Here is a 16,142-nt window from a genome sequence, read left to right on the forward strand (position 1 = left end):
TTGCCCGCCCTGCGGGCGACCGACAATGGCCCGCCACTGCCCATGAACCACCTCCACGCCACGCCGGCCGCCATGCCCGGCAACCTCGCGGCCGCCGGTACGCCGGCGCCGCGCTGGCTCGATGGCGTCGACCTGCAGCGGCTGGCCGAACGCATCCCAACCCCCTTTCACGCCTATTCCGCCAGCGCGATCCACCAGCGCATCGACGCGCTGAAAACCGCGCTGGCCGGCCTCGACGCCACCATCTGCTTCGCGGTCAAGGCCAACCCCAACCTCGCCATCCTGCAGCTGATGGCCGGCGCCGGCGTCGGCGCCGACATCGTCTCGGTCGGCGAACTGCGCCGCGCCCTCAATGCCGGCATGCCGGCCGAACGCATCGTGTTCTCCGGTGTCGGCAAGAGCGCCGACGAGATCGCCGGCGCGCTGAACGTCGGCATCATGCGCTTCAACGTCGAATCGCTGGACGAACTGCATACCCTGCAGCGGGTCGCGAAGGCGCAGGAAGTGACCGCGCGCGCCGCCGTGCGCATCAACCCCGACGTGGACGCGCAGACCCACGCGAAGATCTCCACCGGCAAGTCGGAGAACAAGTTCGGCGTCAGCATCGACGAGGCGCGCCGCTGGTTCGCCCAACGCAAGTCGTTCGACCACGTGCAGCTCGACGGCCTGCACGTGCACATCGGTTCGCAGATCCTCAGCGTCGAACCGTTCCGGCTCGCGCTGCAGCGGGTCGCCGCGTTCTGGCGCGAACTCGAGCAGGCCGGCCATCCGGTCAACAGCATCGACGTCGGCGGCGGACTGGGCGTGCGCTATCGCGCCGGCGTGGACCAGCCGGTGGCCGCGGCCGATTACGTCGGCGCGATCCGCGAGGCGCTGGCCGGTTTCCGCGGCCGCCTGCTGCTGGAACCAGGGCGCTACCTGGTCGCCGAGGCGGGCGTGCTGCTGACCCGGGTGATCCGCGTCAAGCCCGGCATCGAGCGCACGTTCCTGGTGCTGGACGCGGCGATGAACGACCTGCAGCGGCCCAGCCTGTACGACGCCTGGCACGACATCGTGCCGGTAGCGGACGAGCCGCGCCCGCTGACCACCTACGACATCGTCGGCCCGGTGTGCGAGACCGGCGATACTTTCGCCCGCGCACGCGAACTGCCCGAATGCGCGGCCGGCGACCTGTTGCTGATCAAGGCCACCGGCGCGTACGGTACGTCGATGGCCTCCACCTACAACTCGCGGCCGCTGGCCGCCGAGGTACTGCTGCAGCGGGGCCGCTACGCCGTGGTGCGGCGACGCCAGCACTTCGAGGAAATGATCGCCGGCGAACAGCCGGCCCGGAAATGGGAAACGCCATGAACACGACTGTCCGCCTCGCCCTCCTCGCCGCCTTGAGCTTCGCCGGGACGCTGCCCGCGCAGGCACAGCAGGATCCGCCGGTCACCATCGACACCCACGTCGACATCCCCTTCAACTACATGGGCGAGCCGCGTTTTGACGTCGGCCACGACACCCGCCTGCTGGTCGACCTGGGCAAGATGGAGCGCGGCGGCCTGAACGCGGCGTTCTTCGTGGTCTGGGTGCCGCAGCACCAGCTCGACGCCGCCGGCTACGCCAAGGCGGTGAAACAGGCCAGCCAGAAATACGACGGCATCGGCCGCATGCTGATGATGTATCCCGACCGCATCCGCCTGGCCACCACGCCCGAACAGCTGCTCGCCAACCACAAGGCCGGCCTGCTCTCGGCGACGATCGAGATCGAGAACGCCTACTCGCTCGGCCACGACATCCACCGCCTCGACGCCGCCTTCGATCGCGGCGCGCGCTCGGTCGGCCTGGTCCACGTCGGCAACAACGACCTGTGCACCAGCTCGCTGCCCGACACCGAACACGGCGAGCCGGCGATGAACAGCGCCGGCGACAAGGGCATGAGCGACTTCGGCCGCGCCGTGGTGAAGCGCGCGAACGAACTCGGCATGCTGGTCGACATCTCGCACGCCTCGGACAACTGCGTGCGCGATGCGCTGAAGGCATCCAGCACGCCGATCATCGCCTCGCACTCCGGCGCCCGCGGCGTGCTCGACCACCCGCGCAACCTGCCCGACGACCTGCTGCGCGCGATCGCCGCCAAGGGCGGCGTGATCGACGCGGTGGCCTACAAGGAGTTCCTCAAGCACGACCCCGGTCGCGCGGCCGCCGAGAAGGCGCTGCAGGAACGCGTGGCGAAACAGGCCGGCGAGAAGGAATACGACAGCGACAACGACGACTACCGTCCCGAGATGGAAGCGGGCATGGCCGCGATCCAGAAGCAATACCCGCTGGCCACCCTGGACAACTACGTGAAGCAGATCCGCCACATGGTGAAGGTGGCCGGCATCGACCACGTCGGCATCGCCTCCGACTTCGACGGCGGCGGCGGCATCACCGGCTGGAAGGACGCCAGCGAGACCCGCAACGTCACCGCCGCGCTGCGCAAGGCCGGCTTCAGCGACGAGGACATCGCCAAGCTGTGGGGCGGCAACCTGCTGCGCGTGTGGGGCGAGGTCGAGCGCCATGCCAAGCACTGACCCAACAGGTTTTCTCCCTCCCCTGCGACCGAAGGAAGTCCCCGTGCGGCAACGCAGGGGAGGGTCGGGTTGGGGTGCTCTTGCTTTGTTGCTCCTGCTCGCCGTCCCGGTTGCCACCGCTCAAACCGCCAACCCCGCCTACGACAAGATCGTCGACGCCACCGTCGCCCGCTACCACCTGCCAGGCATCGCCGTGGGCGTGATCGAGAACGGGCAGGTCGTCTACACGCGCACCGTGGGCGAAACCGTCGCCGGCTCGGGCCAGCCGATCACCCCACGCACGCTGTTCAAGATCGCCTCCAACAGCAAGGCGATGACCACCGCCCTGCTCGGCCGGCTGGTCGACCAGGGCAAGCTGCGCTGGGACGATCCGGTGACGAAGTACCTGCCGCAGTTCCGCATGCACGATCCGTGGGTCACCGCGAACATGCGCGTGGCCGACCTGCTCACCCATTCCAGCGGCCTGCCCGAGGGCGGCGGCGACCTGATGCTGTGGCCGGAGCCGAACGCGTTCACCCGCGCCGACATCATCCACGGCCTCGCCTTCATCAAGCCCGGCTACAGCTTCCGCTCGCAATACCAGTACGACAACCTGCTCTACGTGGTGGCCGGCGAAGTCGCCGCCGCCGCGGGCGGCGCGCCGTACGAAACGCTGATGCGGCGCGAAGTGTTCGAGCCGCTGCACCTGGACCGCTGCCAGGTCGGCGCGTGGAACCGCGACACGGTCGGCGACGTGGCCACGCCGCATCGCCGCGACGGCGGCCGCAACGTGCCGATCCCCGAAGCCGCGGCGATTCCCGCGATCACCTCGGCCGCCGCCGGCGGCATCCGCTGCGACCTCACCGACATGCTGGCCTGGGCGCGCAACTGGCTGGTGCCGACCCACGCACAACTGCAGTGGCTGTCGCCGGTGCAGCGCGGCGTGCTGCAGGCACCGCACATGCTGATCCCGGTTTCCGCGCAACGCCGCGCCTGGGACAACAGCCACATCATGGCCTACGGCTACGGCTGGCGCATGGCCGACGTCGACGGCCAGTGGAGCGTGTGGCACACCGGTACGCTGAACGGCATGTACTCGATGCTGGCCCTGCTGCCGGACCGCAAGAGCGGCTTCGTGTTCATGATCAACGGCGAGGCGGACGATGCGCGCACCGTGCTCGGCGAAGTGCTTATGAAGCATTTCACCGCGCCCGACTCCAGCCGCGACGTGCGCTGGTACGCCGACGCGCTGGAGCAGCAGGCGAAGCAGCGGTCGCCGTCCTCGTCCGCCCCGGACACCTCGACGCAGCGGCCAGCCAGCACCGCCGAACTGGCGCGCTGGAGCGGGCAGTATCGCGACCCGTGGTTCGGCGACGTCACGCTGTGCCCGCGCGACGGAAAAATGCATTTCGCCGCCGCGAAGTCGCCGACGCTGGCCGGCACGGTGATGCGCCTGGGCAAGCGTTATTTCGCGCACTGGGACGATTCGGCCGACCTGGATGCCTGGCTGGATTTCCATGCGGCCACCGCCAGCCAGCCGATCACCCTGCGCATGGCCAAGCTCGACCCGCTGGGCGACTTCAGTTCCGACTACGAAGACCTCGATTTCCAGCGCGTGGGGAGCTGCCACCCATGACCAACCCGTCGCCCATCACCGCCGGCAGGAGCCCGCTTGCGGGCGATGCTCCCGTGCCTGGCGGAAGAAAAGGCATCGCCCGCAAGCGGGCTCCTGCGAAAGCCGGGCATCTGATCGCGTTTGCCCTGCTCGTCGCCGTCAGCGGCATCGCCCACGCGGACCAGCCGCCGGCGCTGTCGCCGGCGACGACTGCCGCCGCGGCGAACCTGGTCGACATCCGCACGCTGGTGCCGGACATCGCCGAGGACATCAAGTACGCCGGCAGCGACAACTTCATGGGCACGCCGGCGGACGGCTACCGCGCGCCGGCCTGCCTGCTGCTGCGCCCGGTCGCCGAGGCGCTGGCGAAGGTCGAGCACGAGCTGCGCGCGCAGCACCGGCGCCTGAAGATCTGGGACTGCTACCGCCCCGCCCGCGCGGTGGCGCACTTCGTGCGCTGGGCGCACGACTTGGGCGACCAGCGCACCAAGCCGCAGCACTACCCGCGGCTGGACAAGTCCGAACTCCTGCACGGCTACATCGCGGAAAGCTCGGGTCACAGCCGCGGCGCCACCATCGACCTGACCATGCAGCAGTGCGCCGACGACGGCACGCATTGCACGCCGCTGGACATGGGCACCGATTTCGATTTCTTCGACGTGCGCGCGCACACCGACTCGCCCGAGGTCACGCCGCAGCAGCACGCCAACCGCCTGCTGCTGCGCGATGCGATGCAGCGCGAGGGCTTCCGCAACTACCCGATGGAGTGGTGGCATTACACCCTCGAGCCGGAACCGACGCCGCACACCATCTACGACGTACCCGTGCAATGACCGGCGCGAACAACCGCCCGCCGGAACCGTAGGGCAGGCACGGCCCGCCGCTGTTCGACAAGACGCCACGCAAATCGCAAATGCGGCGGGCCGTGCCCGTCCTGCGCATCGCCACCACCAAGGGGATCTCTGCCGTGCATAGACTCTTCATCGGCCTCGCCGCTGCCACCCTGCTCGCCGGCTGCGGCGGAACCAAGCCGGTCGATCCGGTCGACGCGCTGATGGCGCCCTACGCCGGCGACGTGCCCGGCGCCTCGCTGCTGGTCATCAAGGACGGCAAGGCCGTCGTCGATCGCAGCTACGGCCTGGCCAACCTCGAGGACGACGACAAGGCCACGCCGGCCACCAACTACCGGCTGGCCTCGGTGAGCAAGCAGTTCACCGCCGCGGCGATCCTGCTGCTGGCCGAACAGGGTCGACTCACGCTGGACGATCCGATACGCCGCTGGCTGCCCTCGCTGCCGCAGACGACCTCCGCCGTCACCCTGCGCCAGCTGCTCGACCACACCGGCGGCCTGGTCGACTACGAAGACCTGATCCCGCCCGGCACCACCGGGCAGGTCAGCGACAACGACGTGCTGCGCATGCTCTCCGCCACCCCGAAGACCTACTTCGCGCCCGGCACCGCCTACCGCTACAGCAACACCGGCTACGTGCTGCTCGGTCTGGTGGTCGAGCGCGCCTCGGGCTACAGCCTGCCGCTGTACCTCAAGCAGCAGATTTTCCAGCCGCTGGGCATGAATCACACGCTGCTGTACGAGAAGGGCGGCCCCGACGTGGACGACCGCGCCTACGGCTACAGCGAGGTGGGCGGCCAGTGGACGCGCACCGACCAGAGCGTCACCAGCGCCACCCGCGGCGACGGCGGCATCTATTCCTCGGTCGAGGACCTGGCGAAGTGGGACGCCGCGCTGTACGACGACCGCCTGCTCAGCGACGCCTCGCGCAAGCTCGCCTTCAGCCCGCACGTGAAGGTCACCGGCGAACCGTACGAGGCCAGCTACGGCTATGGCTGGCGCATCACCGGCGACACGCTGTGGCACTCCGGCGAAAGCATCGGTTTCCGCAACGTGATCGTGCGCTGGCCGAAGCAGCGCCTCACCGTGATCCTGCTCAGCAACCGCAACGAGCCGGAGCCGTACCGCACTGCGCTGGAGATCGCCAAGCCGTGGCTGCGTTGACCACGACCATCACTTCACCGTCATTCCAGCGCAGGCTGGAATCCAGTGAAGTACGCGTGCGAAGCACACAAAGTCGATTTGGTGTGCTTCGCACGAATCGCCTGACTGGATTCCAGCTTGCGCTGGAATGACGGGCAATAGCGAAACCATGGGACCCATCGCGATGCGCTCGACACTTCCGATACGCTACCTGCGTCCCTTCTCCGTGCTGCTCCTGCTCGCCCTGCTCGCCGCCTGCGCCCCGCTGCCGCCGCGCAATCCGCTGGCGACCTGGGTGCCCTCGCCGAACCACGACATCCGCCGGCCGGTGCTGATCGTGCTGCATTTCACCGACCAGCAATCGGTGCGGCAGAGCCTGGAAACCTTGCGCACGGCCAACAGTGGCGGTCCGGTCAGCGCGCACTACCTGATCGGCGCCGACGGGCATCTCTACCAGCTGGTGTCCGACCAGCTGCGCGCTTGGCATGCCGGCGGCGGGCGCTGGGGCACGATCACCGACCTCAACTCCGCCTCGATCGGCATCGAGCTGGACAACGACGGCCACAGCCCGTTCGCGCAAGCGCAGATCGACAGCCTGCTGCGCCTGCTCGCCGACCTCACCGAACGCCTGCAGATCCCGCGCGCGCAGATCATCGGCCACCAGGATCTCGCGCCTGCGCGCAAGAACGATCCCGGCCCGCTGTTTCCCTGGCAGCGACTGGCCGCCGCGGGCTTCGGCCGCTGGCCGCAAGGCGTGCTGGTCGATCCGCCCGCCGGCTTCGATCCGTGGATGGCGCTGGCCGTGGTGGGCTACCCGCTGGACGATCGCGCCGCCGCGGTGCGCGCGTTCCACAACCATTTCCGCGGCCTCGGCGGCGACGAACTCGATCCGCAGGACCTGCGCATCCTGTACAACCTCGCCCAGCAGATCGAGGCGACCGGCAACGGCGGTTGAGCGCCGCCTGCCCTACACCTGCAACCGATCCTGCGGCCGCGCCACCAGCGCATACAACGCCGGCATCAGGTACATGCCGATCAGCAATCGCGACAGCATGCCGGCCACGATCACCAGCGCGAACGGGCGTTGCGAATCGGTGCCGACGCCGCTGGCGATGGCTGCCGGCAACAGGCCGAGCGCAGCCACCAGCGCGGTCATGGTGATCGGGCGCAGGCGCAGGATCGCCGCCTCGTGCACCGCCCTGGCGATGTCCATGCCGCCCAGGCGCAGCTCGTTGACGCAGGAAATGTAGACCACGCCGGTCAGCACCGACACGCCGAACAGCACGATGAAGCCGATCGCCGAGGACACCGAGAACGGCGTGCCGGTGAGCCACATCGCCACGATCGCACCGAACGGTGCGGACAGCAGCACGCCGGCCACGGTGATGAACGGGAACTTGAAATTGCCGTAGAGCACGAACAGCAGGCCGAAGATCAGCAGCAGGGTGAGCGGCAGGATCACGTTCATCTGTGCGCGCGAGGCGGTGTACTCCTTGTACTCGCCGCCCCACTCCAGCCGATAGCCGTGCGGCAGCTTCACGTCGCGGCCGACCCGGGCGATCGCTTCGTTCACCGCTCCGGCCAGGTCGCGTCCGCTCACCGAGAACTGCACGCCGATGTAGCGTGAACCGTTCTCGCGATAGATGAAGGAGGCGCCGTTGGCGATGCTGATGTCGGCCAGCTCCTTCAGCGGAATCTGCTGGCCGCCGGGCGTGGCTACCGGGATCTCGCCGATCTGCTGCGGGTTGTCGCGGTATTGCGGCTGCAGCCGCACCAGCAGGTCGAACTGCTTTTCGCCCTGCGCTACCTCGGTGGCCACGTCGCCGCCGATCGCCGCCTCGATCAGCTTGTTGATGTCCTCGACGTTGATCCCGTAGCGCGCGATCTTGGCGCGATCGATTTTTATCGACAGGTTCGGCTGCCCCAGCTCGTGGACCAGGGTCAGGTCGGTGATGCCGCGCACCTTTTCCATCGCCTGCTTGATTGCCTTGCCCTTGGCCTGCAGCACGTGCAGGTCCGGGCCGTAGATCTTCACCGCGAGCGAGCTTTTCAGGCCGGTCTCGGCCTCGTCCACCGCATCCTCGGCCGGCTGGGTGTAGTTGAACTGGATGCCGGGAAACACCTGCAGCTTCCTGTCGATCGCCGCGATCAGGTCGGCCTTGCTGCGGTACTTGCCGTCCCACTGCGAGTACGGTTTCAGGCCGACGAAGAACTCGTCGTTGAAGAAGCCGGTCGAATCGGTGCCGTCGTCCGGGCGACCCAGCTCGGAGCCGACCGTGGTGACCTCGGGGAAGGAGCGCAGGATGCGCCGGATCTGCGGCGAGATCTTCGAGGCCTCGTCGAAGGAGATGGTGTACGGCATGGTGGCGCGCACCCACAGCGAGCCTTCGTCCAGGTGCGGCATGAACTCGGCGCCGATGCCGCGCATCATCACCAGCGCGATCACCAGCAGCAGCAGGGAGGCCCCGGTCACGCGCCACGCGTGCTGCTGCAGGCGCTCCAGTCCGCGCACGTAGCACGCCTTGAACCTGTCGTAGATAGCGTTGCGCCGCTCGCGCACGCCACGGCGCATGAACAGTGCGCACAGCACCGGCAGCAGGGTCAGCGTGACCAGCAGCGAGCCGACCAGGGCGAAGATCATGGTGTCCGCCATCGGCTTGAACAGCGTGCCGGAAGGCCCGGTCAGCACGTAGATCGGCAGGAAGCTGGCCACGATCACCGCCACCGCGTAGACCAGCGGGCGGTCCACTTCCGAGGCGGCACCCTGGATGACTTCCCTGATGTTGAACTCGGTGCCCTGCCGCGCGGCCAGCTCGCGGAAGATGTTCTCGACCATGAAGATCGCGCCATCGACCAGGATGCCGAAATCCACCGCGCCGATCGACAGCAGGTTGGCCGAGGCGCCCTTCAGGTCCAGGCACACGAAGGCGAACAGCAGCGCCAGCGGGATCGTGACCGCCACGATCAGCCCCGCGCGCACGTCGTAGAGGAAGAAGATCAGCACCGCGATCACCAGCGCCATGCCCAGCAGCAGGTTGTGCATCACCACCGCCTTGGTCTGGCCGATCAGGTCGGTGAGGTCGTAGAACGGGTGGATCTTCACGTCGTCGGGCAGCACGTCGCGGTTGAGCTCCTGCGTCTTCGCCTCGACCCGCTGCAACACGTTCTCGGTCTTCGAGCCGGTCAGCGCCAGCACCACGCCCTCCACCGCGTCGTCCTGGTCCATGTAGCCGAACTCGCCCAGCCGCGGCGCGATGCCGACCTGCACGGTGCCCACGTTCTTCACCAGGATCGGCGTGCCGTCGTGCACCGCCAGCACCACGTCGCCGATGTCCTGTACGGTCTCGAGCCGGCCCAGCCCGCGCACGTAGAAGAACTGCCCACCCTGGGTGTAGAAGCCGCCGCCGGCGTTGCCGTTGTTGGCCGCCAACGCGGCCTCGACCTGCGCCACCGACATGCCCAGCGCGGCGATCTTCACCGGATCGAGCAGCACCTGGTACTGCATGGTGCCGCCGCCGAAGCCGGAGTCGTCGGCCACGCCCGGCACCGAGCGGTACTGCGGCGCGACGACCCAGTCGTTCAGCGTCTTCAGCTCCATCGGCGAGCGGTCGGTGCTCTGCAACACGTAGCGGTACACCAGCCCCGAGGGCGGCGACATCGGCGACATCGACGAGGACACGCCGTCGGGCAGTTCGACATCCGGCAGGCGGTTGCGCACGCGCTGGCGCGCGAAATACGGATCGGTGCCGTCGGCGAAGCCGAGCGTGACGTCGGACAGGCCGTACAGCGACACGGAGCGCTTGGTCACCATGCCGGGGATGGCATTCATGCCCAGCTCCACCGGCACCGTGATCAGCCGCTCCACTTCCTCGGCCGAATGCCCCGGCCACTGCGTGACGATGTCGACCATCGGCGGCGACAGGTTCGGGTACGCATCCATCGGCAGGATGTTGTAGGACCACACGCCGGCCGCGGCCAGGCCCAGCGCCAACAGCACCATCAGCATGCGCTGCTGCAGCGCGAACGCGACGATGCGGTTGATCAGCGAGGTGGGGCGCGGCGGCAGCCCCTCGGGTGGGGTCTGCGCGCTCATTGGGTCTGCATGAAATGCAGGAAGATCGCGCCGTCCACCACGACCTTGTCGCCGGCGTGCAGGCCGTCGGGAATCTCGAAGGCATCGCCCACGCGTCCGCCCAGCGTGATCGTGCGCTGCGCGTAGCCGCCGTCGGCCGCCGCCACGTACACGAACGGCAGGTTCTCGTCATCGCGCAGCACCGCCGACACCGGCAACAGCAAGCCCGTGTGCGCGTCGCCGGAGCGGATCTTCACGCGCACGTACATCTGCCGCTTGAGCACGCCGTCCGGGTTGTCGACCAGCACGCGGGCGCCGACGGAGCGCGTATCGGGATCGACCACGGCACCGACGTTGGTCACCTTGCCGGGCATCGCCGCGTCATCCCCGCCGACCTCGACGGTGGCCGCGTCGCCGTTCTTCACCGCCGCCAGGTCGTCGCTGAACAGCTGCGCCATCACCCACATTTTCGACGTGTCGGCGACGGTGAAGCAGGGCGTCGAACCGGCCGCCAGCAACTGGCCGGGCGCGATCGACTTCTCCACCACGGTGCCGGCGATCGGGGCGCGGATCACGCCCTGGCCATGCGCCACCGGCTTGCCTTCGCGTATCGCCGCGATGGTTTGCGGATCGACATGCAGGGCCAGCAGCGCCTGCAACGCCGCGTCGCGATCGGCGTCCGCCCCCGTCGCATCGGACTGCGCCTGCGCTTGCTCGCGCTGCGAGATCGCCTGGTGCGCATACAGGTCGCGATCGGTCGCGGCCAGCTGGTCGGCGGCATGCGCCGCGGCGAGCGCCTTGCGATACGCGCCGACGGCGGCGGCGAAGTCGGGCGAATCCACCCGCGCCAGCGGCTGTCCCGCCTTGACCTTGTCGCCCGGGTTCACCAGCACCTCGGTCACCGGGCCGGAGAACGGTGCCAGCACCTGCGTGGCGCGGTCGTGGTCGAAATCCACCACGCCGCTGGTTTCGATGCTGCGATGGAAGCTGCTGCGTTCGATGGTCAGCAGATGGATGTGCTGGCGCTGCGCCGCGGTCAGCGTCACGTTGTGCGGCGTGTCGGCGGCGGCCTGCGGCGCGGCCTTCGACGAGCAGGCGGCCAGCGTCGACGCGGCCAGCAGCACAAGCGCGGACAACAGGACGGGCGCGCGCCGGGTCGGCGCGGAGGATGGTCTACTTTTCATCGCTATCCCGGGTGGCAGCGGCATCGGTGGAGTGGGTGTCGGCGTCGTGCCACCAGCCGCCGCCCATGGCCTGGAACAGCGCGGCGGTGTCGACATAGCGGCTCGCCTGCGCCTGCACCAGCGCGATGCGCGCCTGCTGGTTGGCCTGCTCCGCACCAAGCAGCGACAGGTAGCTGGCATAGCCGTCCTGGTACTGGCGCTGCGAGATTTCCAGCGCGAGTTTGGCCGCGTCCGCCGCCCTGGCCGCCGCCTGCAGGCCCTCGGCATCGTGCTGCAGCGCGGCCAGCGTGTCGGCCACGTTCTGGAACGCGGTCAGCACCGTGCCGCGATATTCCTCGGCCGCCTGCACGTAGGCCGCCTTGGCCGCGCGCTCCTGGTGCAGCAGGCTGCCGCCCTGGAAGATCGGGGCGGCCAGATCGGCGCCCAGGCTCCAGAAGCCGGTGCCGCTCTTGAACAACTGCTTGATCGCCAGCGCGCTGCTGCCTGCATTGGCCGTCAGCGTGATGTCGGGCAACCGGTTCGCGATGGCTACGCCGATCTGCGCGCTGGCCGCATGCAGGTTGGCCTCTGCCTGGCGAACGTCGGGGCGCTGCGCCACCAGGGTCGAGGGCAGGCTCAGGGGAAGCTGCTGCGGCAGATGCAGGCTAGCCAGGTCGAACGCCTGCGGCGCCGCCTCGCCGGGCAGTTCGCCGGCCAGCACGGCCAGCAGATGGTTCTGCTGGTCCAGCTGGTTCAGCAGCGGCGGCAGCGTGGCCTGCAACTGGGCCAGCTGGGATTCCTGCGCGGCGAGATCGAGCCGCCCCGCGTAGCCCTTGGCGAGCTGGTAGCGCAGCAGCTCGACCATCTTCGCGTTGGTCGCGATCAGCTCGCGGGTCGCGGCGACCTGCGCGCGCAGCGAGGCTTGCTGCACTGCCGCCACCACCACGTTGGCGCTGAGCGTGATGCGCGTGGCAAGCATCTGGAACCGCACCGCCTGCTGCTGCGCCTTGAGCGATTCCACGTTGCGCCGGTTCAGGCCGAACACGTCCGGCACGTACGACACGCTGACCTGCGGCGTGAACAGGTTGTACAGGTACGCGTTGTTGCTGGGCACCGGCGCCAGCGCGCCGGGCGGGTCCTGTTCGCGGCTGGCCGAGAAGCCGGCGCTGACGCTTGGCGCGTACGCACCGCGTCCGGCGCGGGTGTTCTCGCGCGCCACCGCCAGTGCGGCCTGTGCGGCCTTGAGATCGGGGTTGTGCGCCAGCGCCTGTGCGATCAGCGCGTCGAGCGCGGCCGAATGGAACAGCGTCCACCACTGCGCGGGAATGTCGCCGCCGGAAACGAAACGCTGGGGCTGCCCGCCGGCGACATTCGCACCGGGGGTGCGCTCCGGCAGCGGCCCGGCGGCCACGCTGGCAACATCCGGTGCCGCCGGCTTCCGGAAATCCGGCCCCACCGCGCAGCCGCCGATCGCCAGCACCGCGACGACCGCCAGCAGCGACCCGCCTGCCCGTCTGATCATCGCGGCCGTCATCGCGACGGTGCCAGCAGACAATCGGACCGCGGGTTTTTCATGCGTGCGCGTCTTGAGGAAAAGATCGGAACGCAACGATATAACGTACCAAGCCGACGCGAAAGCCTGCAAGAAATTGCGTTTGCGCAGCCCGTCCTGCGGGAAGTCGCATCGGGAGGGCGCGACACTCGCCCCCTCCCGATGCGGATCAAGCCATGCAGATCAAACCCACGCGCCACGCGGTGCCCGGGAAGTCGGGCACGCCGGCGCGCGCGCCGCCCTAGAAGCGCAGCGCCACCCCCAGGTTGACGGAACGGCCATAGCGGTAATAGCCCTGCGACAGCAGCGGGTTGCCGTTGATGCTGTAGGTCTGCGCCTTGTCCAGCAGGTTCTGGCCGTCCAGGCTGACGCTGATCATGTCGTTGAACTTGTAGGAGACGTGCGCGGTGACCCAGGTGATCGCGTCGGCCTGCTCGTTGTAGCCGGTACCCAGCACGTTGATCGCGGTGACGAAGCCGTTGGTGCGGTCGGCGTTGGCGCCCACCGACCACTTGCCCTTCTCGTACATCACGCCCAGCGAATAGGTCGCCGGGGCGATGCCTTCGAGCGGCCGCTGCTCGCCGTCCACCCAGCTCGTGGACAGGTTGCGCGTGTACTGCGCACGCACGCCGAAACCGTTGTTCCAGAAGTGCTGCAGGCTCATCTCCATGCCCTTCACCCTGGCGTGGTCGCCATTGATCGGGCGCATGATGTTGAACAGGTAACCCGGCACGCCGATGTCCTGGCCGGTTTCCCAACTGGTGGTGATCTGGTTGGTGATGCGCTTGTAGAACACCGCCAGGCTGGCGACGGAGTGCTCGGCGAAATACCACTCCAGCGACAGGTCGCCCTGCGCGGCGCTGTACGGCTTGAGGTCCGCGTTGCCGCCGTAGACCTGGGTGAACTCGCCCCACGACACGCTTTCGGTGGTGTTGGTCGGCGCCAGCTGGTTCACTGCCGGACGCGCCATGGTCTTGGCCGCGCCGGCGCGCAACTGCAACTGGTCGGTGAAATGCCAGGTGAAGTTGGCCGAGGGCAGCAGATAGCTGTAATGGGCGTCCTGGACGACCGGCGTCGGCGCGTCGTATTGGGCGGTGTAGTTGAAAGGCCCGTTCTCGGTGATGCTCAGGATCTTGGCGTCCCAGGCCTGGGCGCGGGTATCGGTCTGCACCAGGCGCACGCCGACGTCGCCTTCCCAGCGATCCCCGGACATGTCCGCCTGCACGTAGAACGCGTTGGTCTTCTCGCTGACGCGGTAGCTCTGCAGCGGGTTCCATTGCGGGCCGGCCAGCGCGTAGTCGTACGGCGTGCCGTCCGGGCGGAGATTGCCGTTGTAGGCCTGCAGCCTGGCCAGGTAGTTGGGCACGTCGAAGGCCAGGAAGCTGCGCGGGAAGCTGCTGCCCACGCCGGACATGAAGTGCGGCAGGTGGAAGGAGTGCGAGATCACGTTGCCGCCGAGGTCGGCCACGTTGATGGCGTTGTCCTCGGAGTAGTAGTCCGCGCCGCCGTTGAGGGTGTTGTTGACCAGGTCGCGCGACTTCTCCCGCTCGGTGCGGGTCACGCCGAAGCGCAGGTTGTCCACGCCCCACTTGCCGACGAACAGCTTGCCGGCCACGGTGCCGCCGGTGATCTCGTCGCGGATGTTGTCGCCGCTCAGCTCCATGTAGTGCGTGTTGAAGTCCGAATCGCTGAACTGGCCGCTGGCGAGGCCCGAGATGAGGTCGCGGCCGTCATCGAACTTGACGTCGACGTTGGGCACCGCATACGGGCCGAGGGTGATGCGGGCCGTGTTGGGCTGGTTCATGCGCAGCACGACGTAGGTGTCCTGGCCGCCGGAGCGGCGCTCCGAGGTGGAGCGATACAGGTCGCCGGTCAGGGTCAGGTCGTCGGTGGCCTTCCACTCGCCGTTGATGCCGTACAGCGCGGTATCGACGACGCGGTACTGGGTCTGGTTCAGCAGTTCCGGATTGAGCCGCAGCTCCGGGTCCGGGTTGTCCATGGTGAAACCGGTGACGATGCCGTTCTGCACGGTGATGTCGGACCAGCGCCCCGGCGCGAACAGCGGGTAGTAGGACTGCTGGAAGGACACCTGCGGCGAATCCAGGCGCGTCTTCAACCCATCCACCACGATGCGCACCCGGTCGTTCGGACGCCACTCGATCTTGCCGGAATAGGCGCTGCGCTTCTTGTCCTCCAGGATCGAGCCGACCCGGAACTGGCCAGGGGCGATCAATCCGTAATCTTCCGGGTCCAGTTCGCCGTTGCCGTTGAGGTCGATGTTGCCGCCCCAGGCGTTGCCGTACCAGTTGGGATCGTTGGGGTCGGGGTTGCGCGTCCAGCCGCCGTCGTTGCCGGCGACGTCGGTGCGATCCTTGCGCTTGGCCTTGACCACGCCCAGCAGCACGCCGACGGTGTCGTTGGCGAAGGTGTTGCTGTAGGCGGCCGAAAACTTGTGTCCGTTGAGTTCGGACATCTGGTTGCGGTCGCCCTCCAGGCGCACGATGCCGTGCTGTCCGGGCCGGTCGAACGGGCTGGCCGAACGCAGGTTGATCAGGCCGCCGATGCCCCCTTCGGTCAGCGAGGCCTGCGCGCCCTTGATCACGTCGGCACCACTGATCACGTCGGCGGGCAGGACGTCGAAGGCAAAGTCGCGACCGGCGCCATCAGTCGCCAGGATGCGGCCGTTGAATGTGGTCAGCGTGAACTCCGGGCCGAGGCCGCGCACGCTGACCTTCTGTCCCTCGCCGCCGGCCGTGCGCGAGATGGCCACGCCGGTAATGTGGCTGAGCGAGTCGGCCACGTTGTCGTCGGGGAACATGCCCAGTTCGAGCGCACTGATCGAATCCTGCACGGTGCCGGCATCGCGCTTGAGTTCGGTCGAGCGCGCCATGCTGCCCCGCTCGCCGGTGACCACCACGGTGGCCAGCTCGGTGGCGGCGCGCGGCGTGCCCTGGTCGACCGGGACCGCCTGCGGGCTCTGCGTCGTGGCGGCGCTGGCAGGCGCTGTCTGGGAGAACGCCGCCGCCGGTATCAGTAGCGCCAGGGCGACGGCACAAAACAGTGTGTTTCGGTGAAAGGATGCGGCGTTCAAAGGCTCTCTCCTGGGGGCGCGATGGCGGACCTTACATCTAAACAACGAAACCGAGCCTATATCATGTTTCGTTTCGTATCAATAGCGAAATACAACGAAATGCGGCATAATTTCGCCAC

Annotated in this window: 10 protein-coding genes; 6 read left to right on the forward strand and 4 right to left on the reverse strand. The window is 68.2% G+C overall.

The window, feature by feature from the left end; all coding sequences use genetic code 11:
* The first annotated feature begins 42 nt into the window (after nt 1–42).
* The 6 genes from lysA (at nt 43) to ACFCQI_RS04435 (ending at nt 7,100) form a co-directional block, all read left to right on the forward strand.
* Nucleotides 43–1,350 (forward strand): diaminopimelate decarboxylase, encoded by a 1,308-nt coding sequence (gene lysA / locus ACFCQI_RS04410; RefSeq protein WP_395120168.1) that lies wholly within the window; start codon nt 43–45, stop codon nt 1,348–1,350.
* The gene (locus ACFCQI_RS04415) at nt 1,347–2,558 is read left to right on the forward strand and encodes a dipeptidase (RefSeq protein WP_395120170.1); all 1,212 of its coding nucleotides are present in this window, start codon (nt 1,347–1,349) and stop codon (nt 2,556–2,558) included. Before lysA ends, ACFCQI_RS04415 begins: the two co-directional genes overlap by 4 nt.
* Nucleotides 2,545–4,173 (forward strand): serine hydrolase, encoded by a 1,629-nt coding sequence (locus tag ACFCQI_RS04420; RefSeq protein ID WP_395120172.1) that lies wholly within the window; start codon nt 2,545–2,547, stop codon nt 4,171–4,173. The genes ACFCQI_RS04415 and ACFCQI_RS04420 overlap by 14 nt, the downstream gene beginning before the upstream one ends.
* On the forward strand, nt 4,170–4,985 hold the full coding sequence (locus ACFCQI_RS04425; protein WP_395120173.1) for a M15 family metallopeptidase: 816 nt from the start codon (nt 4,170–4,172) through the stop codon (nt 4,983–4,985). Before ACFCQI_RS04420 ends, ACFCQI_RS04425 begins: the two co-directional genes overlap by 4 nt.
* 134 nt (nt 4,986–5,119) lie before the next feature.
* Nucleotides 5,120–6,166, forward strand: a complete 1,047-nt coding sequence (locus tag ACFCQI_RS04430) for a serine hydrolase domain-containing protein (protein WP_395120174.1) — start codon at nt 5,120–5,122, stop codon at nt 6,164–6,166.
* A gap of 163 nt (nt 6,167–6,329) precedes the next feature.
* Nucleotides 6,330–7,100, forward strand: coding sequence for an N-acetylmuramoyl-L-alanine amidase (locus ACFCQI_RS04435; RefSeq protein ID WP_395120176.1), 771 nt, complete (start codon nt 6,330–6,332; stop codon nt 7,098–7,100).
* A gap of 12 nt (nt 7,101–7,112) precedes the next feature.
* Here the strand turns inward: ACFCQI_RS04435 and ACFCQI_RS04440 are convergent, their stop codons facing one another.
* The 4 genes from ACFCQI_RS04440 to ACFCQI_RS04455 all read right to left on the reverse strand — a co-directional run bounded on the left by ACFCQI_RS04440 (nt 7,113) and on the right by ACFCQI_RS04455 (nt 16,023).
* Nucleotides 7,113–10,238 carry an efflux RND transporter permease subunit gene (locus ACFCQI_RS04440; RefSeq protein WP_395120178.1) on the reverse strand — a complete coding sequence of 1,042 codons (3,126 nt, stop codon included), beginning with the start codon at nt 10,236–10,238 and terminating at the stop codon, nt 7,113–7,115.
* Nucleotides 10,235–11,401, reverse strand: coding sequence for an efflux RND transporter periplasmic adaptor subunit (locus tag ACFCQI_RS04445; protein WP_395120180.1), 1,167 nt, complete (start codon nt 11,399–11,401; stop codon nt 10,235–10,237). Before ACFCQI_RS04445 ends, ACFCQI_RS04440 begins: the two co-directional genes overlap by 4 nt.
* Complete coding sequence (locus tag ACFCQI_RS04450; protein WP_395120182.1) at nt 11,391–12,902, reverse strand: efflux transporter outer membrane subunit; 1,512 nt, start codon at nt 12,900–12,902, stop codon at nt 11,391–11,393. Before ACFCQI_RS04450 ends, ACFCQI_RS04445 begins: the two co-directional genes overlap by 11 nt.
* 271 nt (nt 12,903–13,173) lie before the next feature.
* The gene (locus ACFCQI_RS04455) at nt 13,174–16,023 is read right to left on the reverse strand and encodes a TonB-dependent receptor (protein WP_395120183.1); all 2,850 of its coding nucleotides are present in this window, start codon (nt 16,021–16,023) and stop codon (nt 13,174–13,176) included.
* Nucleotides 16,024–16,142 lie beyond the last annotated feature (119 nt).

Origin of the sequence: Rhodanobacter sp. FW102-FHT14D06 (assembly GCF_043950705.1) — a bacterium.
Lineage (GTDB): Bacteria > Pseudomonadota > Gammaproteobacteria > Xanthomonadales > Rhodanobacteraceae > Rhodanobacter.